The 21,013-nt window shown below is 63.4% G+C and carries 20 protein-coding genes; 13 read left to right on the top strand and 7 right to left on the bottom strand.

Annotated elements, in window-relative coordinates; genetic code table 11:
• Positions 1-30: 30 nt before the first annotated feature.
• Positions 31-411: a hypothetical protein gene (locus FHY55_RS03600; RefSeq protein ID WP_140012884.1), complete on the bottom strand. Its 381-nt coding sequence runs from the start codon at positions 409-411 to the stop codon at positions 31-33.
• 234 nt (positions 412-645) lie between these two features.
• On the opposite strand from FHY55_RS03600, the gene FHY55_RS03595 reads away from it, so the two are divergent.
• Positions 646-1,299 carry a carbonic anhydrase gene (locus tag FHY55_RS03595; RefSeq protein ID WP_140012883.1) on the top strand — a complete coding sequence of 218 codons (654 nt, stop codon included), beginning with the start codon at positions 646-648 and terminating at the stop codon, positions 1,297-1,299.
• An 81-nt stretch (positions 1,300-1,380) separates the two neighbouring features.
• On the top strand, positions 1,381-1,824 hold the full coding sequence (locus tag FHY55_RS03590) for a hypothetical protein (protein WP_210410533.1): 444 nt from the start codon (positions 1,381-1,383) through the stop codon (positions 1,822-1,824).
• 202 nt (positions 1,825-2,026) lie between these two features.
• Here FHY55_RS03590 and FHY55_RS03585 read toward each other — a convergent pair whose 3' ends face one another.
• Entirely contained in the window at positions 2,027-3,679 is a 1,653-nt protein-coding gene (locus FHY55_RS03585; RefSeq protein ID WP_140012881.1) for a DUF4139 domain-containing protein, read from the bottom strand.
• A 180-nt stretch (positions 3,680-3,859) separates the two neighbouring features.
• Positions 3,860-4,882, bottom strand: coding sequence for an aspartate-semialdehyde dehydrogenase (locus tag FHY55_RS03580; protein WP_140012880.1), 1,023 nt, complete (start codon positions 4,880-4,882; stop codon positions 3,860-3,862).
• A gap of 159 nt (positions 4,883-5,041) precedes the next feature.
• Here FHY55_RS03580 and FHY55_RS03575 point away from each other — a divergent pair, with 159 nt between their 5' ends.
• The 6 genes from FHY55_RS03575 (at position 5,042) to FHY55_RS03550 (ending at position 12,398) form a co-directional block, all read left to right on the top strand.
• Positions 5,042-6,421, top strand: coding sequence for a phosphomannomutase (locus FHY55_RS03575; RefSeq protein WP_140012879.1), 1,380 nt, complete (start codon positions 5,042-5,044; stop codon positions 6,419-6,421).
• A 94-nt stretch (positions 6,422-6,515) separates the two neighbouring features.
• Complete coding sequence (locus tag FHY55_RS03570; RefSeq protein WP_140012878.1) at positions 6,516-7,367, top strand: flagellar motor protein MotB; 852 nt, start codon at positions 6,516-6,518, stop codon at positions 7,365-7,367.
• A 113-nt stretch (positions 7,368-7,480) separates the two neighbouring features.
• Positions 7,481-8,791, top strand: a complete 1,311-nt coding sequence (locus FHY55_RS03565; RefSeq protein WP_140012877.1) for a flagellar hook protein FlgE — start codon at positions 7,481-7,483, stop codon at positions 8,789-8,791.
• Positions 8,792-8,828: 37 nt separating this feature from the next.
• Complete coding sequence (gene flgK, locus FHY55_RS03560) at positions 8,829-10,274, top strand: flagellar hook-associated protein FlgK (RefSeq protein ID WP_140012876.1); 1,446 nt, start codon at positions 8,829-8,831, stop codon at positions 10,272-10,274.
• 13 nt (positions 10,275-10,287) lie between these two features.
• Entirely contained in the window at positions 10,288-11,295 is a 1,008-nt protein-coding gene (locus FHY55_RS03555; protein ID WP_140012875.1) for a flagellin, read from the top strand.
• The gene (locus tag FHY55_RS03550; protein ID WP_140012874.1) at positions 11,295-12,398 is read left to right on the top strand and encodes a flagellar basal body P-ring protein FlgI; all 1,104 of its coding nucleotides are present in this window, start codon (positions 11,295-11,297) and stop codon (positions 12,396-12,398) included. The genes FHY55_RS03555 and FHY55_RS03550 overlap by 1 nt, the downstream gene beginning before the upstream one ends.
• 174 nt (positions 12,399-12,572) lie before the next feature.
• Here the strand turns inward: FHY55_RS03550 and fliP are convergent, their stop codons facing one another.
• From fliP to fliF, 4 genes are read right to left on the bottom strand one after another with little or no spacing between them, the layout of a single operon-like run.
• On the bottom strand, positions 12,573-13,301 hold the full coding sequence (gene fliP, locus FHY55_RS03545) for a flagellar type III secretion system pore protein FliP (RefSeq protein WP_140012873.1): 729 nt from the start codon (positions 13,299-13,301) through the stop codon (positions 12,573-12,575).
• Positions 13,302-13,306: 5 nt separating this feature from the next.
• Positions 13,307-13,582 carry a FliM/FliN family flagellar motor switch protein gene (locus FHY55_RS03540; RefSeq protein WP_140012872.1) on the bottom strand — a complete coding sequence of 92 codons (276 nt, stop codon included), beginning with the start codon at positions 13,580-13,582 and terminating at the stop codon, positions 13,307-13,309.
• Between the two features lie 3 nt (positions 13,583-13,585).
• A complete protein-coding gene (locus FHY55_RS03535) occupies positions 13,586-14,179 on the bottom strand; it encodes a flagellar biosynthesis protein (protein WP_140012871.1) in 594 nt (197 codons plus the stop codon).
• Entirely contained in the window at positions 14,176-15,834 is a 1,659-nt protein-coding gene (gene fliF / locus FHY55_RS03530) for a flagellar basal-body MS-ring/collar protein FliF (protein WP_168222924.1), read from the bottom strand. Before fliF ends, FHY55_RS03535 begins: the two co-directional genes overlap by 4 nt.
• Positions 15,835-15,954: 120 nt before the next feature.
• On the opposite strand from fliF, the gene fliL reads away from it, so the two are divergent.
• The 5 genes from fliL to FHY55_RS03505 all read left to right on the top strand — a co-directional run bounded on the left by fliL (position 15,955) and on the right by FHY55_RS03505 (position 20,839).
• Positions 15,955-16,467 (top strand): flagellar basal body-associated protein FliL, encoded by a 513-nt coding sequence (gene fliL / locus FHY55_RS03525; protein WP_140012869.1) that lies wholly within the window; start codon positions 15,955-15,957, stop codon positions 16,465-16,467.
• Positions 16,468-16,476: 9 nt separating this feature from the next.
• Entirely contained in the window at positions 16,477-16,842 is a 366-nt protein-coding gene (locus FHY55_RS03520) for a hypothetical protein (protein ID WP_210410532.1), read from the top strand.
• Entirely contained in the window at positions 16,842-17,465 is a 624-nt protein-coding gene (locus FHY55_RS03515; RefSeq protein WP_210410531.1) for a MotE family protein, read from the top strand. Before FHY55_RS03520 ends, FHY55_RS03515 begins: the two co-directional genes overlap by 1 nt.
• Positions 17,466-17,552: 87 nt before the next feature.
• A complete protein-coding gene (motA, locus tag FHY55_RS03510) occupies positions 17,553-18,422 on the top strand; it encodes a flagellar motor stator protein MotA (RefSeq protein ID WP_140012868.1) in 870 nt (289 codons plus the stop codon).
• Positions 18,419-20,839: a hypothetical protein gene (locus FHY55_RS03505; RefSeq protein ID WP_140012867.1), complete on the top strand. Its 2,421-nt coding sequence runs from the start codon at positions 18,419-18,421 to the stop codon at positions 20,837-20,839. The genes motA and FHY55_RS03505 overlap by 4 nt, the downstream gene beginning before the upstream one ends.
• The last annotated feature ends 174 nt before the right edge of the window (positions 20,840-21,013 follow it).

The raw sequence follows: 21,013 nt of genomic DNA, 5'->3' as shown, positions 1-21,013 counted from the left end.
GAGCAAGCCGATCCTCGCCGGAAGCCCGGCCTAGAGCGACAGATCCTGCGCGTCCCACACCTCGGTCAGCGAGCGGTCGGCGATGCGGCCGAGCCGGGCCAGCGTGGCGCCGATGGCCGGGATATCCAGCGCCCGTGCAGCTTGCGCCACGTCGCCGGCAACCCGCGCAAGGCCGACCATGCCGATCTGATCGGCGATGGCGATGAGGCCGCGCGCCATGCGGGCCAGTTCGGGCCAGTCATGCTCGCGGAACCGCGCATCGACGTCGGCCAGCCGCACGGCGAGTTCTTCCATCGCGCGACAAACAACATCTTCTGCCCCTTGATGACCCAGTTGATAGTAGAGCGTTCCCAGCCGCTCGGGATCGAGCCGGATATCATCTTCGACGTTCAGAACGGATACATGTGCCATCTGGCGCACCTCTCTTTTCACCCCAATGTTCTCGCAGGACGGACCATGACGCCGAGGGCTGAACAATCTGTTATCCTGTAAGCGCGAAATGGCTTCAATTGCAGCAGATTGCCCTTGTTTTACCACAGTTGCTCCCTGCCCGCGTCATCACGGCCGGGCGCGGCGCGGGCGCGCTCTTCCCCCGCCGGGGCGGATGTGGTTTAGAAGGTCAGATGCGACAGGAGAGGGACACCGATGGATAGGCTGGTCAAACCGCTGCCGGAATACCTCGTCAGCCGCTATGAAGGCTGGCGGGCCACCCGCTATGAACAGAACAAGAGCTGGTATCGCCGCCTTGCGGACGAGGGCCAGCGCCCGCCGATGATGGTGATTGCCTGCTGTGACAGCCGGGTGAACGTGAACGAGCTGTTTGGCGCCCAGACCGGCGACATCTTTTTGCATCGCAACATCGCCAACCTTGTGCCCCCCTTCGAGCCCGATGGAGACCCGCACGGCACCTCGGCAGCAATCGAATATGCCGTGACCGTGCTGAAGGTAGCGCATCTCATCGTGGTGGGCCATTCCAACTGCGGCGGCGTGGCAGGGTGCCTTGATATGTGCTCGGGCAAAATGCCGGAGCTGGAAGAGAAGAGCAGCTTCATTGGCCGCTGGCTCGACATTCTGCGCCCGGGCTTTGAGCGGGTGAAAGACATCGAAGACCCGGAGGCGCAGAAGCGCGCGCTGGAGCGGGAGGCGGTTGTCGAATCGCTCTCCAACCTGATCGGCTTTCCTTTCGTTCAGAGCGCCATCGAGGCCGAAGAACTTAGCCTGCATGGGCTGTGGTTTGATATCCGCGAGGGTGTGCTGGAGGGCTATAGCCCGACTGCGAAGGTGTTTGAGCCGGTCTGAGCGGGGCTTTGCCACGTTGAGGCCGGATTTTTCGTGCGGCCTCAACCGGGCGTTAACCGATATCGGGCCATGGTGCGGGCTATGAAACAGCCTGCCATGAACCTCACCCTCCGGATGCCGCTAAAGCTCCTCAACAAGGCCAATCGCGCAGCACGCGCGGCGGACCAGACGCTTGCCGAATTCTTGCGGCAGGCCATTCTCTCGCAGATTGACGAGGCCCCCAAGGTGCCGCCTGCCGTGGTCGACAAGCGCCGCGCGCTGGCTCAGGCGATTGAGGACTCGGTGACCTGGCCCGGGCTTCAGGCGCGGCTGCGCAAGCTGGGCTATGTGCTGCGCGCACCGGGCGACAACGGGCGCACAGGGCAGCCGCCGTTGGTGCTTTGCACTTGGCCGGAGGAAAAGCCACTGGTGCCGCTGACGCGGCTGGGCGTGAGCCGCGAGGATTTGACGATCAAGTTTGCCAGCCATTTCCCCGGCAAGCCGCTGGAACGCCGAGAGGGCGGGGACGAACAGCGGGCGGCCTGAGTGCATGTTTGGCGCAGGCGGTTGATCGGCTTTCGATGGCCTCGCTGCGCTGGGCGTTTATCGCCGGCGCCGCCTGCGAGCGGAACACGCCCGGAGGAGAGCGGGGTTTGAGTTGCCGCTGGGGGCGCACAGAGCCACGAGGAAGGGCCGAGGCTGATATGCCCCGGCCCTGTTTGTAGCGTAGTTCAATGTTGCGCGGTGGTTACGGCCGCCAGATCAGCTCTGGGCCGCTTGGCCAATCGAGCGTCACGTCGATCCGCACCACTTTGGTTTCACCCGGTGCCAGCTCCATGTCCCATTCACCCACACCCCGGCGCTTTTCGTAATCTTCGCGCGTGGGCGCGGGCCGGGCGCGCACGTCGAGCTCAAGATCTTCCTGCTCGGAATAGGGCAGCGCGTAAATCGCCGTCAGCTCCACCGCCTCGTCACTGAGGTTTTCCACGGAAAACTCCATTGCCTGCTCGCGGGTGTTGGAGCGGCTGACGATGCCCTTGTCGCCGGTGTCGTTGTTCAGCAGCGTCCATTCGAGGCGCAGGCTCTCCAATGGCCCGAAGGACAGATCTTCGGTTGCGCCGGCAGGGATGAGCGGCACGGTGTTGCGCCCTATGAACACGCCATCGCGGTAGACCGAGGCCTGCCCCGGCAGGATTGGCTCGGACAGCGTGTTGCGCAGCTCGGCCAGTAGGAAGGCGGTGTCATCGGTGCGCGGCGCGGCGATGATCTTTTCGTCGGCCTCCAGCGTCACCGTGTCGAGCGACAGTTGCAGCCCCTCGCCGCCGTAAGGCGCGAGCGTGACCTTGCGGGGGTAGTCGTAGCTCACCGCGAGGCCTTCCACCTTCAGCCCGGCGACGATGGGGGCGGCTTCGACCACCACGGCCTCCTCTTCCATCGCAGGCTTTGCCGCCACCCGTGACGTATCGTAGGAGGCACTACCGGAGGCCCGCTTGTAGGCCGCATTGCCGATCTGCGCCTGATTGGGCTGCGGATCGCTGGGCACTATTCCGGCGAAGGGGTCGGCGGTGGAAAGCTCAAGCTCGATTCCGTCCCAAAGCTCGCCGGTGAATTGCTGCACAACGGCCTTGCGGTCGATCTGAACGGATGCCTCTTCACCGCGTGTGAGGCGCAGGTCGTAATCCGGGCGCCAGTTCGCTTTGCCGTCGAGGTAGACCACCTCCAGCACCACCTCTTGCGGCGTGTCCAGCTCCAGCGACACGGCCATCATATCCACCGGCCCCTCGGGCGGGGTGAGGCGAGCGAGGTCGGCCTGGGCCTGGGCCAGTTCGCGCCGCAGCTCGTCCATCTCCTTGGAAAGACCGCGCAGGGCTTCTTCGGTTTGCTGCTTTTCGAGTTGCGCAGCGGCAGTTTCAGAACCGATCAGCGTGGCCGCATTGCGCAGCGCTTCGGGGTCGATCGCATCGAGCGCGCCGCCCTTGACCGAGCCCAGAAACTCCAGCCGGGCATTGGCGCCGTCGAGCGCCACCTGTGCCCGGGAGATTTCGTCTGACTTGCCTGTCACCCGGTCTTCCAGCGTTTCGACCCGGTCGAGCGTGGCCTGCTGGGCGGGGGAATAAACCGCTTTGGGGTCGGTCACATAGCTGGTCAGCAGCTGGGTCGCCCCGAGTGAAACGCCGCCGGAGGGCAGGATGCGGGGCGGGCCATAATCGAGCATGCCGCGCCGCACCGGGAAGAGGATGCGATGGGCACCGGCGGGCACCTCGGCCACCACCCGGCGCGTGACAGTTGCGCCCTGCGGATAGATGGTTGCGCCCGTCACCGGGGCGGCGACCTGAAAATCGGCTGCCGACGCAAGGGCTGGCAGGGTTGTGAGGGCGGTGGCCCACAAGAGCGTTTTCATTGTTCAATACCTCGTATCAAAATGCCTTCTGCCCGGAGTTTCTGCCCCCCGATAGGTGAAAGCAAGCTGCGTTTCCCGGCGCGCGCAGGCGCCGATCACAAGGTAGGACGCAAGCCAAGGGCCGATCCTTGGACCGGCCCTTGAAAAAATTTGAAATGTTCGAGAGGGGGGGCCGGAGCCTCAGCCCTTCTTCAGGATGCGTTGGCCGTAGAGCTCGGCGATCTGCACCGCATTCAGCGCCGCGCCCTTGCGCAGGTTGTCGCTGACGCACCAGAAGTTCAGCCCGTTGTCGATGGTGCTGTCTTGCCGGATGCGGCTGATGAAGGTGGCGAAATCGCCCACGCACTCGACCGGCGTGGTGTAGCCGCCCGGCTCGCGCTTATCGACCACCATGATGCCCGGTGCCTCGCGCAGGATGTCGCGTGCTTCATCCTCGTCGAGGAACTCCTCAGTCTCGATGTTCACCGCTTCGGAGTGGCCGACAAAGACCGGCACGCGCACGCAGGTGGCGGTGACCTTGATCGACTTGTCGATGATCTTCTTGGTCTCGGCGACCATCTTCCACTCTTCCTTGGTGGACCCGTCCTCAAGGAAAACGTCGATCTGGGGGATCACGTTGAAGGCGATCTGCTTTTGGAACTGCTCGGGGGCCTTTTCCTGACCGGGCACATACATGCCCTTGGTCTGGTCCCACAGCTCGTCCATGCCGCCTTTGCCCGCGCCGGACACCGACTGGTAGGTGCTGACCACCACGCGCTTGATTTTGGCGCGGTCATGCAGCGGCTTGAGGGCCACCACCATCTGCGCCGTGGAGCAGTTGGGGTTGGCGATGATCATCCGCTTGGCATAGCCCTCGATCGCATCGGCATTCACTTCGGGCACGATCAGCGGAATATCCGGGTCGTAGCGGTAGAGCGAGGAGTTGTCGATTACGAGGCAGCCAGCTTTGGCGGCGTTGGGCGCGTATTTCTTGGTGGCGTCCGAGCCGATGGCAAAGAGCGCGATATCCCAGCCCTTGAAGTCGAAAGTGTCGAGATCCAGGGTTTTCAGGGTCTTGTCGCCAAACGAGACTTCGGTGCCGAGAGATTTGCGCGATGCAAGCGCAGCAATCTCATCGACAGGGAACTGGCGCTCGGCCAGAATGTTCAGCATTTCGCGGCCCACATTGCCCGTGGCGCCGACGACGACGACGCGATAGCCCATCAGGGTCTCCTTTGTTTATGTGTTGCGGGGCAATATAGGGTTTGGCTGCGTGTTTAAAGGGGCAAAGCCGACCGGGTGAGGCCGGGGTTGCCAATTCCGGCGGGCTGCCTACGATCCCTTCGCAGTTGCAGAATGATTTTACCAACCCCCGGAGCCCCCATGACAGACCTTTCCGCCTTCAAGGCCTACGATATTCGCGGCCAGATCGGCGTGAACCTCGACAGCGCGCTCGCCCGCAAGATCGGCCGCGCCTTTGCCGAAGTGCTTGGCTGCAAGTCGGCGGTGATCGGGCGCGATATTCGCCCCTCCTCTCCCGAGATCACCGAGGCGCTGACCCAAGGCCTCATCGCCGGGGGCGTGGATGTGATCGACATCGGGTTGGTGGGCACCGAGGAGGTGTATTTTGCGACGTCGCATTTGGGGGCGGATGGCGGGCTGATGGTGACGGCCTCGCACAACCCGATTGATTACAACGGTATCAAGATGGTGGCCGCAGGATCGCGCCCGCTCTCCGCCGATGGCGAGATGGAGCGGCTGAAGCAGCTTTGCGGCGGCCCCGATCTGCCCGACGCCGCAACGCCGGGCAAACGCAGCGAGGCTGACACCCGCGATGCCTACGCCGAGAAGATCGTCAGCTTTGTTGACGTCGCAAGCCTCAAGCCGTTGAAAATTTTGGTGAACGCCGGAAATGGCGTGGCTGGCCCCTCGTTTGACGCTATTGCCGAAAAGCTCGCCAAAAAGGGCGCGCCGCTGACCTTTGAGCGGATGCACCATGAGCCGGATGCGAGCTTCCCGAACGGCATCCCCAACCCGTTGCTGCCCGAGAACCAGCCTGTCACCGGAGAGCAGGTGAAGGCCTCAGGTGCAGATATGGGCGTGGCTTGGGACGGCGACTTTGATCGTTGTTTCTTGTGTGACGAGGCCGGTGACTTTGTTGAGGGGGAGTTTGTAGTGGCGCTGCTGGCCAAGGGCTTCCTTCAGCTCTACCCCGGTGCCAACATCGTGCATGATACCCGCGTGGCGTGGAACAGCCGCAAGTGCATCACCGAAGCCGGGGGCACTGCAATTTCTTCGCCAACAGGGCACTCGCTGATCAAGGCGCTGATGCGCAAGGAAGATGCGGTTTATGGCGGCGAAATTTCGGCGCATCACTACTTCCGCGACTTCTATTATTGCGACAGCGGGATGATCCCTTGGCTCACCATCGCGCAGTTGATGAGCGTTGAGGGCGCGAGGCTTTCGGAGATGGTGGCGGATATGCGGGCGGCTTTCCCCTCGTCGGGCGAGATCAACTTTCGGCTTGGCAATCCGGAGGCGGCCAAGCAGGCCTTCGAGGCGAAATATGCCGGTGAGGCGGAGGACGCCAATCGGCTTGATGGCCTCAGCCTTGAGTTTGCCGACTGGCGGGTGAACCTGCGCAGTTCCAACACCGAGCCGGTGCTGCGGCTCAACGTGGAAACGCGGGGCGACCGGGCGCTGCTGGATGCGAAGGTGGCCGAAATCTCGGCGCTGATCCGCGACACCGGCGAGCCTGCCTGATTTCGCTTCGGATTTTACCTGTTAAGCCCGGCTTCACGCCCCCCTGCTACATCTGCCCTCGGGTGAAGAAAGGTGTAGAAACGAGGGGCGTGGTATGTCTGCCGCTAACGATGTGCGACCGATCATTATCAAGAAGAAGAAGATCATCTCGGGCGATGGTCATCACGGCGGCGCGTGGAAGGTGGCCTATGCCGACTTCGTGACGGCGATGATGGCGTTTTTCATGCTGATGTGGCTGCTGAATGCGACCACGGAGAAGCAGCGCAAGGGCATTGCCGATTACTTCAACCCCAATGTGCCGCTCTCGCGCGTGTCGGGCGGCGGCGATGGGACTTTTGGCGGCGACAGCGTGTTTACCGAAGAGACCCTGCCGCAGAACGGCACCGGGGCCAGTGCCGAAAACCCGACATCGGCCAATCAGGCCGCGGGTGAGCAGGGGGATGCCGCAGGGGCCGCCAAGGAGGAAAGCCTGACCCAATCGGTGGATCTGGAAGATATCGAGCAGGCGCTGATGGCGATGTCGGGCGAGAGCATGGCGGCCAGCGAGGCGCTGCGCCACATCGTTACCAAGGTGACCGATGAAGGGCTGATCGTGGAGGTTTTCGACATCGAGGGTGTGCCGCTGTTCAAGCCCGGCACCGACGAGCCGACGCTGATCATGGAGGAGATCGCAGCCATGCTAGCGCGCGTCTTCGACCTTGCGGCCAACCCGGTTGCGGTGAACGGGCACACAGCCGCGGAGCCGGTTGTGCGGGCCAACAACCCGGTTTGGCAGCTTTCAGCAGATCGCGCGGCGGCGGGGCATCGCCTGCTCGTTGACTCCGGGCTGAACGGCGACCGGTTGCAGCGCGTTTCGGGCTTTGCCGACCGCAAGCCGATCGAGGGCAACCCCATGTCGATCCGCAACAACCGGCTGGAGTTTATCCTGCTGCGCACGGACATCTGATTGTGGCGAAACCGGGGCAAAGCAGATGGCATTTTATCTGTTAGCCCTCCCTTAAGGACGCCCCGCCATAGTGCCTCGCAAGCAAGGCTCTTAGCAGCAGAAAGGCGCTCCTTATGACGATCTCCTCCTCGCTCAACGCGGGTGTGGCAGGGCTGGCGGCCAATGCCAGCCGTCTCGCCACGATTTCTGACAACATCGCCAACAGCGCGACCAACGGCTACAAGCGCGCGGTGACTGACTTTCACGCCATGGTCATCACCTCTGGCCGCGGCACCTATTCCGCCGGCGGCGTGCGGGTGACGACCACCCGCTTTATCGACCAGCCCGGCGCGTTGCTTTCCACGGAAAACCCCACTGATCTTGCGGTGCGCGGGCGCGGATTTTTGCCCGTCACAACCGAGAGCTCGCTGAACAACCTGACCGGCGACAGGCCGATGTATCTGGCCACAACCGGCTCCTTCCGCACCAACGCCGATGGCTATCTGGTGACCGAGTCGGGCCTCGTGCTCATGGGCTGGCCCGCCGACTCCGACGGCTCAATCCCCAACTTTGCGCGCGACACCGCTGACGGGCTGGAGCCGATCCAGATCAACGTGAACCAGTTTGCCGGCGAGCCCACCGAGAACATGCAACTGGGCATGAACCTCCCTGCCACGGAGACCGATTTTGACGCCTCCGGCAACCCGCTGGACCTGTCGATCGAGTATTACGACAACCTCGGCACATCTGAGTCGCTCTCCATCACCTTCACGCCGCAGATCCCGGCCACGGGCTCTTCCAACACCTGGGACATGGTCATCACCGACTCTGCCTCGGGCGGGGGCGTGGTGGGCGAATACGAACTGGTGTTCGATGATACCCGCGGCTCCGGCGGCACCCTCCTGGCGGTGAACCAAGCACCCGGCGCGGCTGGCGGTACTTATGACGGGTTAACAGGCGTGTTCACCATCACCGTGGATGGCGGCCCGATTGATGTGAACATCGGCGCGCTCGGATCGGGCAACCTGATGACGCAGCTTTCCGACAGCTTTGCCCCCACCTCCATCAGCAAGGATGGCTCGCCTGTGGGCAACATGGTTTCGGTCGAGGTTGATGCCAACGGCTTCCTCTCGGCGGCCTTCGACATTGGCATCACCCGCACGATTTACCAGATTCCACTGGTCGACCTGCCCAATCCCAATGGCCTGCTCGCGCTGGATAACCAGACCTACCAAACCTCCAACGCCTCTGGCTCCTTCTTCCTCTGGGATGCCGCAGACGGGCCCACCGGCGATATTTTGAGCTACGCGCTGGAAGAGAGCGCCACGGATGTGGCCGGTGAGCTGACCGCCCTGATCCAGACCCAGAGGGCCTATTCGTCGAACGCCAAGGTTATCCAGACCGTCGATGAGATGCTCCAGGAAACCACCAACATCAAGCGCTGACCGGCGCTTGATCTGCCAGAACTGAAAGAGGCTCCCCATGTCCCTCTCCGCATCCATGTCGGCCGCCCTATCTGGGTTGAACGCCACCCGCCGCGCGACCGACCTCATCAGCTCCAACATCGCCAACGCGCTGACCGAGGGGTATGGGCGGCGCTCCATGAGCCTTTCCGTCCGGCCCCTGGGCGGGGTCGAGGTGGGCGCGGTTCAACGCAACGTCGACGAGCGGCTGATCGGTGACAGGCGCTTGGCGCAGGCGGCGGCGGGCGACGCCCAGACCCGCGCAGATGCGCTCAGCCGCATTGAGGGATTGCTCGGTGCCCCTGACCAAGCCAGCTCGCTCACAGCGGCCTATGCCCGCTTCGAGGGTGCCCTCATCGAGGCCTCGAGCCGCCCCGATGTTTCGGCACGGCTCGATACCGCCGCGCGCGCCGGTGCGGCACTTGCCAGAAAGTTTGAAGGCATATCGGACGGCATTCAAGACATGCGGCTGGAAGCCGATCAGGGCATTGCCCGCATGGTCGACAAGCTGAATACCTCGCTTGAACAGGTGGCTGAGCTGAATGCGCTGATCTTCAATTCTTCCTCCAACGGCCAGAATGCCGCGGCCCTGCACGACCAGCGCCAGGTGCTGATCGACGGCATCGCCGAGATCGTACCGCTCAGGCAAGTACAGAGGGAGGGCGGCAAGGTTGCCCTCTTCACGCCCACCGGCGGTATTATGCTGGAGGGCACCGCGGCGGAGGTTGGCTTTTCCACCGTCAACCTCATCACGCCGGACATGACGCTTGGCTCTGGCGCACTCTCCGGCCTTACCCTCAACGGCAATCCGGTGCGCACCGATGGCAACAACGCGCCCTTCGCCGGTGGCAGCCTTCACGCCCTTTTCGCCCAGCGCGACGAGATTGCCGTGGACGCACAGGCCAGCCTCGACATGATGGCGCGCGACCTTGTGGAACGCTTTCAAGACCCCGCGCTCGACCCGACCCTTGGCGCAGGAGACGCGGGCCTGTTTACCGATGGCGGCGCGGCCTTCATCACCGCTGATGAAGAGGGCCTTTCCGCCCGGCTTGAGTTCAACATACTGGCTGACCCGGATCAGGGTGGTGACAGCTGGCGCCTGCGTGATGGCCTCGGCGCGGTGAGCGCTGGACCTGTTGGAAACGCATCGCTCCTTCAATCTCTCACCGATCGTCTTGGCGAAAGTCGCGCCTCCACCTCGGCAGCAGCCACGGGCCTGTCGCGGTCTGCCTCTGGTCATGCCGCTGACTTTCTCTCCGGGCTCGCCGCCGAACGCGAGGCGGGCGAGGTGGAGATGGGCTTCCAGATGGCCCGCTACGACACGCTTCGCGCCACCGAACTCGCAGGCGGCGTAGATACCGACCGCGAGTTGCAACACCTTCTGATCGTCGAACAGGCCTACGCTGCCAACGCAAAGGTCATTCAGACGATTGACGATTTGATCCAACGGATCATGGCCATCTGAAAGGGCTGACCTGATGCTAACACAACTCGGCCACGGCGATCTCGCCCGCCTGTTCCAGATGAATCGCTCCAATCATGACGTGAAGTCGGAGATGAACCGCCTGTCGCAAGAGCTTGCAACCGGGCGCAAATCCAGCATTGCAGAAGCGGTGGGTGGCGATTTTGCCCCGATCACCAGCATCGAGATGACCCTCTCGCGCAACGCTGCGTTTCAGACCGCAAGCACCGAGGCTGCCAACTTCGCGTCGGTGATGCAGCACGCCTTTCAGACGATCTCTTCTTTCGGGGCGAAATCAGCCTCCAACCTGCTGAACGCCAGTCAGGCGGCACAGCCGGAACTGATTGGCACCGCCGCGGCCGACACTGCCGCCCGCCTCCAGCCTGTGCTGGCCGCGCTCAACACAGAGTTTGGCGGGCGTAGCGTCTTTGCGGGGGAAGACGTGAGCGGCCCCGCCGTGGCCGACGCCCCGACCCTCATGGCCGGACTCTCCGCTGCGACAGCGGGCGCCACGGATGTGGCCAGCCTCATGGCCGCCGTCGACGCGTGGTTCGACCCTGGTGGCGGCTTTGAAACGACGGTTTATCTTGGCTCCACCACGCCGCTGGACTCTGTGGATATTGGCCAAGACGTTTCTGCAGACCTTGGCTTCACCGCCTTTGACAGCGAGTTGCGCGACACGCTGAAAGGCATCGCCCTTGCCGGCCTCATCGCCGATGGGGCCCTCGCGGGCGATACGGCGGCCCGCGCCGAGTTGATGCAACGTGCGGGTGAAACCCTGATCGAGGGTGAATCCGGCCTGACACAGCTGCAGGCGCGTCTCGGAACAGTTGAAGAGCTGATCGAGGAGGCCGATGCCGCCCGCACCGCCGAAAGTTCTGCCCTGACGATGACCCGCGCCAGCCTGCTCGAGGTTGATCCCTATGAAACCGCCTCGCGCCTGCAGCAAGTCCAGACGCAGCTTGAAACGATCTACGCGATGACTGCCAGAATGCAGTCCCTAAGCCTGGTGAATTACCTCTGATGTTTCGCAAAATCCTCGCCTACCTCCTCGCGCTGAGCCTTGTTAGCGCGGCCCAAGCCACCCCCGTGCGCATCAAGGATCTCGTCGAATTTGACGGGGTTCGCGGCAACGACCTTGTGGGCTACGGCCTCGTGGTTGGCCTCAACGGCTCAGGTGACGGCTTGCGCAACGCGCCCTTTACCGAGGAAATCATGCAGAACATGCTGGAACGGCTTGGCGTGAACGTCACCGGCGAGCAGTTTCGGCCCAAGAATGTGGCCGCTGTATTCGTAACCGCCACCCTGCCGCCCTTCGCGCGGGCCGGCAGCCAGATTGATGTTACGGTCTCAGCCATTGGCGATGCCAAGAGCCTGCTCGGTGGCACTCTGGTGATGACGCCGCTCACCGCCGCCGACGGCCAGATTTACGCCGTTGCACAAGGAACCATTATTGCCGGCGGGGCCTCGGCGGAGGGAGATGGTGCGACCGTCACACAAGGCGTACCAACTGCCGGCACCGTGCCCTCTGGCGCGAGAGTTGAGCGGGAAGTGCCCTTCGACTTCACCCAGCTTAGAACCATGCGGCTGGCTTTGCGCACGCAAGACTTCACCACCGCCAGCCGCATCGAGGCCGCCATCAACGGCAGCTTTGGGCGCCCGATCGCGCGGATGCTTGATGCGGGCACTGTGCAGGTGGAGCTTGGCGGTGCAAGCACGCGCTCCCCTGCTCACGTGGTCAGCCGGATCGAGAACATCGCCGTCGAACCGCAGCGCCGTGCCATGGTGGTCGTCGATCAGCGGTCGGGCACCATCGTCATGGGCGAAGACGTGCGTATAAGCCGCGTCGCCGTGAGCCAGGGGAACCTCACGATCCGGATCGAGGAGAAGCCGATTGCCGTGCAGCCCAACCCCTTTGCCCCGGGTGAAACCGTTGTGCTGCCCAATACGACCGCAGAGATTGATGAAGAACCGGGCATCGGCCTGGCTGAGGTGGCGGCCGGCACCTCGCTCTCTGAAGTGGTCGCGGGCCTGAACGCTCTTGGCGTCTCACCGCGCGACATGATCGACATTCTGAAGAGCATCAAGGCCGCTGGCGCCCTGCATGCAGACTTCATTGTGAGGTGACCCAGCGCAACGTCGCCACCGCGGCAATGAGGTGGGATGGCTCCTTTTAGAGCCGTGGTTTGGGTGCTTGAGAGGAGCCAGTTGAGGCTTCGGTGTCGACCCAAGATCTAAAGCGAGTTCCGATCGGTCGAACAGAGCGGACCAAGCGGTTGGCGAAGCGCCCGTGCCAGCCTGTTAGAAATAGCTCCTGACGAGCGCCCCGGCAATCAGAGCCCAGCCATCGGCTACCACGAAGAAGGCCAGCTTGAAGGGCAAGGAAACGATTGCGGGGGGCACCATCATCATCCCCATCGACATCAGAACCGCAGCCACGACTAGGTCGATAATGAGGAACGGCAGGAAGATGAGGAACCCGATCTGAAAGGCCCGTTCGACTTCGCTCAACAGGAAAGAAGGCACCAGCAGCGAAAGAGGCGCCTCCCCCGGCGGGGTTGTGGCTGCCACACCGGCACGCAGTTCGTTCAAGGTGCCGAAGGTCTCGGGATCCACCCGTGCCGCCATGAAAACGCGGAAGGGTGCCATGGTGTTGGTGAAGGCCTGTTCCACAGCGATCTGCTCATCGAGCAGCGGCTGAACACCGGTGGTCCAGGCCTCTTGCAACACCGGATCCATGATGAAGTAGGTCAGGAAGAGCGCCAGAGAGACGATCAGCATATTGGGAGGCGATTGCTGAAGGCCGATCGCCTGCCGGAGGATTGAGAGCACCGTGACGATGAACGGGAAGCAGGTGATCATCACCGCGATGCCCGGCACGAGGCTCAGGATCGTGATCAGCGCAAAGAGACTGATCGTCTGATTTGTAAGCGCCCCCGATCCCTCGCCCAGATCGACGGAAATATCCTGCGCGGCCAGCGGCCCCGCTATGAACAATAGCGCCAGTGCCAGACGAGCCGCGCCATACATCGCCGTCAAATGCCGCCTTTGAGGTCTGCCACTTCGGTCAACCGCACGGCCAGTTGGCCGGGCTGGCCCTCTTCGGCCTCGGTCAACTCGCCTCGGGCAATCAGCTTGTCTCCGACATAAAGTTCCACCGGGTCTTCCACCCGGCGGTCGAGCGGCAGCACGGCATCCGGCCCCAGCTTCAACAGCTCGGACACCCGCGGCCGGGCCTTGCCCACGGCCACCGTGATCTCGACCGGCACCTGCGTGAACGGGCTCTCCTTGCCCTTCATTTCCTCTGACATGCGTCATCCTTCCCGGGTCGCCTGACCCTCAAAATACCCTTCCACCACCTCGGCAATGCCCGCGAGCACTGCATCGAGATCGATGATTTCTTCGGCGCTGGCGAAGCGAAGAACCGCCTGCCCCTCCGCGAGGCTCGGCTCCTCGGCCAGCCGGACCGGAATGGTCGCCTCGCCCTGAAGCAGCGGCTCCAGACGGGCGCGATTTTCCGGCGCGACGGTAATTTCGACAGAGACTTCGCTTCGGGCTTTCACCGCCGCGTCGATGCGCTCCAGAATCACCGGCCCGAGGCTGCCTCGCACAGTTGCGGGCAAAACCTTGCCCACGATTCCGGCCAACAGCCCTTCCATTTCGCCCAGCATGGCGCGGCGGGCTTCGTGATAGGTGAAGCTCATGTCGTCCAGAGCGCGGGCGAGATCCGCGCCGATGGCTTTTTGCTCATCAGCATGTGCGCGCGAGGCATCTTCCCAGCCTTCGCGGTAGCCCTTGTCGAAGGAGGCGAGCTGAGCCTCGGCCAGAGTGCTCTCGCCCACAGCCTTGGCGCGCGCGGCTTTCGGCGCGGAGCTGAATTCTTCAAGCTTGAGGCCGTCGCTGCTCATGCCTGCGCCTCCTCATCCTCTTCCATCCAGCTCTTGAGGATTTCGATCGTCTCGTCTTGCCGCTCTTCAATCATGTTTCGAAGCCGGGCCACCGGATCATCGCTGCCCGCGCCAAAGCTGCCCATGTCACCCATGCCGGGCACGCCGGAGACATCAAAGTCGTTCACGACCGCCAGATCGGGCAATTCGATGTCGCTGTCGTCAATCTCGCCGGTCAGCGCGTCGGGCATGGGCACGTCATCCAGATTGGGGCCGGAGTCTGCCGGGGCTCCGGGCGGCAGCGACGCCACCGGGGCCTCTGGCGCGGGAAGAGCCTGCGCCGTAAGGGCTGGCTTCAGAACGAAAAGCCCAAGCCCCAGAGTGACCAGCGCGAGGATTGCAAGTTGGATGAGGGTCATGATGTTCAGCCCGTCAAGAAGCGAGCCACCCGCTGCCGCGCCCACCTGCGCAACGGGTTCAAACTGGAGCGATTTGATTGTGATCTGATCGCCACGCGCTTCATTAAAACCCACGGCGCTGGCGACAAGCTCGCGCAGGGCCTCCAACTGCTCATCGCTGCGCGCCGTCCACGTTGGGTCTCCGCTAGCGTCTTCCCCGCGCAGACCGTCGACCAGAACGGCCACCGTCACTCGCTTTACCGCACCCGGGCTGCGCAGTAATTCTCTTTGCGTTTCAGAAACTTCAAAGTTCGTCCGCTCGCGTGTTGTTGTCTCTTGGCTCTGGCTCTCACCGCCATTTGCCCCGGCCTCGCCATCGGGCAGGTTAGACGCCACCGTGACCGCCGCGGGATTGGTGCCGCTCGCGGAATTGGAACGCTCTTCGGTTTCCGTGCTTACCGCCACGCGCCCATCCGGATCGAAAGTTCGCTCGATGATTTGCTCTCGGTCCGTCTGGGTTTCTACCGAGATTTCCACCACCGCATTGCCCGGCCCAACGTGCGCTTCCAGCAAACGCTGAACATTGCGGCGCAGGCTCTCGGCGCGCTCTTCGCCCGCAGGGTCGCCGGCAGCATCGTCGGCAGCCACAACCGCGCCGCTCGCGCCGTCGATGACCGAAACCCCATCGGGAGACAGCTCGGCCACGGCACTGGCGATGAGAAATTTGAACGCCTTCGCTTCCGCAGGGGTGACCCGCCCGCTGGTGGCGGTGACGGCCACCGAAGCCGAGGCGGCTGTGTCACGCCCGAAGCCTTGGGACGCCGGGTTGGAAATGTGCACGCGTGCCGCACGCACCCGCGGCGAGGCAAGGATGGTGCGGGCCAATTCGCCCTCCTTGGCCCGCCAGTAGGCCGCGTCGAACATCTGGCTGGTGGTGCCGAAACCCGACAACCCATCAAGAATTTCATAGCCTTGCCCACCGTTCGCAGGCAGCCCTTCGCCCGCCAGGGTCATCCGCAGCTCATCGCGCCGGGCACTATCAACATAGATTGCCCCGCCGCGCACGTCGTAGGCGACGCCGCGTTGATCCAGCGATGTCACCACCTCACCAGCAGCCGAAGGCTCCAGCCCAGCGTAGAGCAGCGTCATCCCCGGTGAGGTTGCCATCCGGCTAAGCGCCAGCACGGCCGCAAACATTGCAACCGTCGCCACCAACACGGTGAGCCGCCGCCGGGCATCGAGGCCATTCCAGGTATCCAAGAGGTTTTGCACGCGCATTCTCCGCCGTCTTTCGGGCTTCTGCCCTGCATCCCTTAAATCGCGCATTGGCCTTAACAATCGGTTAGCCACATTCGGTCTATGAACGGATTGTTCGATTTGTTCAGGAGAACCCCCGCCATGGCCGAGGAAGACGGTGCCGCAGAGGCCGGAGAAGCGGGCGAAGCCCCCAAGAAGAAGTCCAAACTGCCCCTCCTTCTGGGGATGATTCTCATGCTCGCGGGCGGCGGAGGCGCATTTTTTGCCACGTTTTCGGGGATGCTCGGCGGCGGTGGCGAGGAGGCCCATGAGGAGAGCGGCGGCGAAGACATGGCTGAGGCAGAACCGCTGGAGCCCGTGGCCTTCGTTCCTCTCGATCCGATCATTATCGCCATGCGCACAGAGGGGCGCGCCGCCCATCTGCGGTTTCGCGCTGAGCTGGAGGTAGCCCCTGACAAGCAGGAGGAGGTGACGCTGCTGATGCCGCGCATCCTTGATGTGTTGAACACCTATCTGCGGGCTGTCGAAGTTTCGGAAATCGAACGCCCGAGCGCACTGATGACTCTGCGGGCACAGATGCTGCGGCGCATTCAGATCGTCACGGGGGAGGGCCGGGTGCGCGACCTTCTCGTGACTGAATTCGTGGTTAATTAGGAGGGCCCGATGATCAACCTGATCGCAGATATCCTTATGGCTGCCGGGGCGCTTGGCGCCGGTGCTTATTGCCTTGTCCTCTCGCGGCGCCTGTCGCGTTTTACAGATCTCGAAACCGGGATGGGCGGTGCTGTGGCGGTGCTGTCAGTGCAGGTCGACGATCTGACGAAAGCTCTGGCGGAGGCCCGAAAAGCCTCGAGCGGGAGCGTTGGCCAGCTGACGGAACTGACGAAGCGAGCCGAGGAGTCTGCCGGGAAGCTGGAGGTGTTGCTTGCCTCTCTGCATGACCTGCCGGAACCGGACACCTCCACGCCCCGGCCCACGGTCAAACGGCGCAGACGCACGGTGCGCGGTGAGGAACAGGAGGCCGCCTGATGGCGAAACCGGCAAAATCGCGCGGCAGGGCGCGGCGGCGTTTGAGCCGCAAGCTAGGGCGCGGCGTTTTGACAACCCTTGCAGTCCTGCTCATCGGCTCGGCCGTGTTGCGCCTGAGCGGAGGCAGCGGGGCGGCGATTGCCCGGGAAGTGGCAGGCCGGATGGCCGGCGAGACGCAAGAGGCCGATCCGGTGGTTGCCGGGTGTGAGCCAGCGCCGGAAATTGCCAGTCTTCTGGCGGCATTGACCGCGCGCGAGACAACTGTTGAGAAACGCGAAGTTGCCGTCAGGGACGAAATGCTGGCGCTTGAGCGCGCCCGCGAAGAGATTGCGCGCGAAATGACCGCGCTGCGCGAGGCCGAGGCGCAGTTGGAAGAGACGCTGGCGATGGCCGATGGCGCCGCCGAATCCGATCTGGCGAAACTCACACGTATGTATGAGGTGATGAAGCCAAAGGAGGCCGCCGCGCTTTTTGCGGAGATGGACCCGATCTTTGCGGCCGGCTTTTTGGGGCGGATGCAACCCGAGCGCGCCGCCGCCGTGCTGGCCGGAATGGACCCAAAGGCAGCCTATACGCTTTCGCTGATCCTTGCGGGGCGGAATGGGGCCGTGCCCACCGAATAACCGTCCGACCCTCAGAGAAAATTAACTGGGGGATGCGAAAAGAGCCAAGGGCCGTGTCCCGAGACGAAGAGCAAGGGCGAGCAGAACATGATCGGTATTGTCGGTATCATCATCATTTTCGTGATGGTCTTTGGCGGCTATCTCGCAGCCGGCGGCAAGATGGGAATCATCCTCAAGTCGCTGCCGTTCGAGATGACAATGATCGGCGGCGCGGCTGTTGGGGCCTTCGTGCTGGGCAATGACATGGCCTCGATCAAGCACACGCTGAAAGACATCAAGAAGGTGTTCAAGGGCCCGCATTGGGGCCACCACGATTACCAAGACCTGCTCTGCCTGCTGTTTGAGCTGATCCGGCTCGCGCGGCAAAACCCTGTTGGACTCGAAGAGCATATCGAGAATCCGGCGGAAAGCTCGATTATCTCTCGCTACCCCAAGATCCTCGCCGACAAGGAGGCCATCGAGCTGATCTGCGACACGCTGCGCTCTGCTTCGATGAACTACGATGACCCGAACCAGGTTGAGGAGGTGCTGGAAAAGCGGATGAACGCGCATCTGCACCACCAGATGCACTCCAGCCACGCCATGCAGACGATGGCCGATGGCCTGCCCGCACTGGGAATCGTCGCCGCGGTGTTGGGCGTTATCAAGACCATGGGCTCTATCGACCAGCCGCCGGAAATCCTTGGCAAGCTCATCGGCGGGGCCTTGGTGGGCACATTCTTGGGCGTGTTCCTCGCCTATGGCATCGTTGGCCCTTTCGCGACCAAGATGAAGGCGGTGATCGAGGAAGACGGGCATTTTTACCAGCTTATCCGCGAAGTTCTGGTGGCCAACCTGCATCAACACGCCACCAATATTTGCATAGAAGTCGGCCGACAAAACACGCCCGGCCACTGCCGCCCGAGCTTTTCCGACCTGGAGGAGGCGCTAAAGAACCTGAAGTCGGAGGCGGCATGAAGGCCAGCCTCTCGCACATAGTCGCCTTCGCATGGGCGCTCGCACTCGGCGCGGGGGGCACACTCCATGCGGAGACCGTGCGCGTGCTGACAGGAGAGCACGATGGTTTCACGCGCATCGCACTGGCGTTGGCACGCGGATCGGACTGGAAAGCTGGCCGCATCGAAGATGGCTTCGGGCTGGAGCTTGCCCGAACAGACATTCGCCTCGACCTGTCGGGTGCCTTCGATCTGATCCAACGCGATCGCATCCTCGACCTGTCGTTTGACGCTGAAACGCGCAGGCTCAGCATCCGATCTCAGTGCGACTGCCACGCTCAAGCCTTCCAAATCGGCACCCGAGTTGTGGTGATCGACATTGCCGATGGCCCTGCGCCAGATGGTCACCCGTTCGACGCGCCACTCGATTTGCCGGAGCCTGCGCCGCCTGTTGCCACCTCATCTGAACCTGAACCAGCCGCAACTCCCCGGCGGCAACCCACCGAAGTGGCCGCCGAGGCCCTCCCGCCTCTGTTGTCGGACGAATTGCGCCGCCGTTATGACCGGCAGGTCACCCTCCCCGCGGTAGAGCCGCCCCCTGCCCCGCCGAAACGAGGGGCCGAGGAGCGCGAAACGCCCAAGGCGCGTGACGCTTTCGCAGAGGCGGAGCAACGGCGACGCATTGCGGAGATTGAGGCAGAGCTGCTCAAGCAACTCGCCCGCGCCGGGTCTCAAGGTATGGTCAAGCCAAACCCTGAGTATGGGGGAGCCGATGGCGGCGTGTCTCAACCCGACGCCAGCTCACCGCCGAGCAACCACCCCGGCGAGAATGTCGACGCGATCACGGGCGTCGATCGCGCCGCGCCCGATGCGCCCGCCCCGCAGGATGATTCTCGCCAGGCCTGCCTGCCGCCTGCCGCCTTCGAGTTCCTTGTCGCGGAGCCCGAGGCAGAGCCGCACGAGATGATCTCCAATGCACGACAAGCGCTGCTGAGGGAGTTTGACTCACCCGACGCGGCTGCCGCCGGGGCACTGGTGCGCTCTTATCTCTATCTCGGGTTCGGTGCGGAAGCCCGGCAGGTTGTTGACGCGTTTCTGGCCGAAACGCCGCAGGCCCCGCTTTACCTCGCCCTCGCCGCCGCGCTCGACAACACCCCTGAATTGGCCGGGCAGGGCCTTAGCGGGCAGTCCGGGTGCCCCGGTGCGGCGAGCTTTTGGGCCATGCTGGTTGGCCCAGTGCCAGCGGCCCTGAGCGAAGAAACCCGCCGTGCGGTTGCGGCCACTGCCTCGGACCTTCCTGTTCATCTGCGTCGCTGGGTCGTGCCCCGCCTCGCCCAGCGCCTGCTGGACCGCGGCCATGAAGAGCTTGCCGCCGCCTTGCGAGACTCGCTGTTACGTGTCGAGGGGGAGCACGGCACGGGATACCAGATGCTGCAAGCTGCATTGGCCGAGCGAGGCGACATTGGCGCTGGCGGAGACGGGCCGCTATCGGAGGGCAGCCGCCGAACCGCTGAAGCCCTGCTGACCGAGGTCGCCGAAAGCAATCAATCCGAAGCCCCGGAGGCTCTTGTCGAGCTCATCCGTCTGGCAAATGAACAGGGCCGTGTCCTCCCGCCAGACCGCATGGATCTGGCGGAGGCCCTGATCTTCGAACATCGCGACACACCGCTGGCCCGGACCCTGCTGATTTCGCTCGCCCCGCAATATGCCCGCGACGGCGAGTTCGCCAAGGCCCTATCGACACTGGACCAAGCCGCCGGCATGCCTGCCGACTCGGATCCTGACCCATTGCCCGAAGCTCTCGATAGCACCGCTGCCCTCTTGGCAGAGACGGCCTCTGACGAGGTGTTTTTGCGTATTATGTTCGACCCGGCGCGTGCCAGCCTTGGCGTTGACGTTACCGAGCCAACCGGATTCGCCTTGGCCAACCGGCTCCTCGCATTGGGATTTCCCGAGCAGGCCCTAGCACAGTCCGAAAGCTTGCCCCCGGAACCAGATTACCGCCTGATGCGGGTGCGCGCGCTCATGGCCCTTGGAAGGAATGAGCGCGCGCTCGCGTCTCTCGCTGGGCTGCAGGGAACCGAAAGCGATGCCCTGCGCGGCGAACTCCTTGCCCGGCTGGGCGAGCACGACCGCGCCCATACGATGAGCAGAATTGCCGGGGACGAGGAGGCCGCGCGGCGTGCCGCATGGGCCAGTGGCAATGTCGATGCCATCCGCGAATCAGGCACTGACACCGAGGCCGGTTTCACCGAGGCAACACGTCCCGAAAATGCGCCGCAAGCTCCGGGCCAACCAACCCTTGCTGGCGCTCAGGAACTCTTGGACCAGATCCGACAACGTCGCGCCGCCATTGAAACTCTGCTGCAAGAAAAGTCCTCAGCCACGGGCGAAACGGCTGTGGATGAAGTTTCAGCCGATCAGCCCCCCGGAACGTGACGCTGGAAACCAAATAGTAACCGCGCTGCCCTAATCTGCGGATACCTTGGATTAGCCAGAACTGCGATCTGAAATGACCTCCTATATCCCGCCAGAAGGCGGCCCGAGCGTTCCTCCGCGCGGGCTCTCAACACCTGCACCCGAACGGCCGCTATTTGAGCGTCGTGCCCGCCG

Origin of the sequence: Oceanicola sp. D3 (assembly GCF_006351965.1) — a bacterium.
Taxonomy (GTDB): Bacteria; Pseudomonadota; Alphaproteobacteria; order Rhodobacterales; family Rhodobacteraceae; genus Vannielia.
This window is presented reverse-complemented; position numbering and strand designations above follow the sequence as displayed.

What these genes read in the sequence shown, in the direction of transcription:
- FHY55_RS03590 (WP_210410533.1), top strand. Translation starts at nt 1,381, where the DNA reads ATGAAACAGCCTGCCATGAACCTCACCCTCCGGATGCCGCTAAAGCTC.
- FHY55_RS03550 (WP_140012874.1), top strand. Translation starts at nt 11,295, where the DNA reads ATGTTTCGCAAAATCCTCGCCTACCTCCTCGCGCTGAGCCTTGTTAGC.
- FHY55_RS03585 (WP_140012881.1), bottom strand. Translation starts at nt 3,679, where the DNA reads ATGAAAACGCTCTTGTGGGCCACCGCCCTCACAACCCTGCCAGCCCTT.
- FHY55_RS03580 (WP_140012880.1), bottom strand. Translation starts at nt 4,882, where the DNA reads ATGGGCTATCGCGTCGTCGTCGTCGGCGCCACGGGCAATGTGGGCCGC.
- motA (WP_140012868.1), top strand. Translation starts at nt 17,553, where the DNA reads ATGATCGGTATTGTCGGTATCATCATCATTTTCGTGATGGTCTTTGGC.
- FHY55_RS03540 (WP_140012872.1), bottom strand. Translation starts at nt 13,582, where the DNA reads ATGTCAGAGGAAATGAAGGGCAAGGAGAGCCCGTTCACGCAGGTGCCG.
- FHY55_RS03555 (WP_140012875.1), top strand. Translation starts at nt 10,288, where the DNA reads ATGCTAACACAACTCGGCCACGGCGATCTCGCCCGCCTGTTCCAGATG.
- flgK (WP_140012876.1), top strand. Translation starts at nt 8,829, where the DNA reads ATGTCCCTCTCCGCATCCATGTCGGCCGCCCTATCTGGGTTGAACGCC.
- FHY55_RS03575 (WP_140012879.1), top strand. Translation starts at nt 5,042, where the DNA reads ATGACAGACCTTTCCGCCTTCAAGGCCTACGATATTCGCGGCCAGATC.
- FHY55_RS03535 (WP_140012871.1), bottom strand. Translation starts at nt 14,179, where the DNA reads ATGAGCAGCGACGGCCTCAAGCTTGAAGAATTCAGCTCCGCGCCGAAA.
- fliL (WP_140012869.1), top strand. Translation starts at nt 15,955, where the DNA reads ATGGCCGAGGAAGACGGTGCCGCAGAGGCCGGAGAAGCGGGCGAAGCC.
- fliP (WP_140012873.1), bottom strand. Translation starts at nt 13,301, where the DNA reads ATGTATGGCGCGGCTCGTCTGGCACTGGCGCTATTGTTCATAGCGGGG.
- FHY55_RS03505 (WP_140012867.1), top strand. Translation starts at nt 18,419, where the DNA reads ATGAAGGCCAGCCTCTCGCACATAGTCGCCTTCGCATGGGCGCTCGCA.
- FHY55_RS03565 (WP_140012877.1), top strand. Translation starts at nt 7,481, where the DNA reads ATGACGATCTCCTCCTCGCTCAACGCGGGTGTGGCAGGGCTGGCGGCC.
- FHY55_RS03595 (WP_140012883.1), top strand. Translation starts at nt 646, where the DNA reads ATGGATAGGCTGGTCAAACCGCTGCCGGAATACCTCGTCAGCCGCTAT.
- FHY55_RS03515 (WP_210410531.1), top strand. Translation starts at nt 16,842, where the DNA reads ATGGCGAAACCGGCAAAATCGCGCGGCAGGGCGCGGCGGCGTTTGAGC.
- FHY55_RS03570 (WP_140012878.1), top strand. Translation starts at nt 6,516, where the DNA reads ATGTCTGCCGCTAACGATGTGCGACCGATCATTATCAAGAAGAAGAAG.
- FHY55_RS03520 (WP_210410532.1), top strand. Translation starts at nt 16,477, where the DNA reads ATGATCAACCTGATCGCAGATATCCTTATGGCTGCCGGGGCGCTTGGC.
- fliF (WP_168222924.1), bottom strand. Translation starts at nt 15,834, where the DNA reads ATGCGCGTGCAAAACCTCTTGGATACCTGGAATGGCCTCGATGCCCGG.
- FHY55_RS03600 (WP_140012884.1), bottom strand. Translation starts at nt 411, where the DNA reads ATGGCACATGTATCCGTTCTGAACGTCGAAGATGATATCCGGCTCGAT.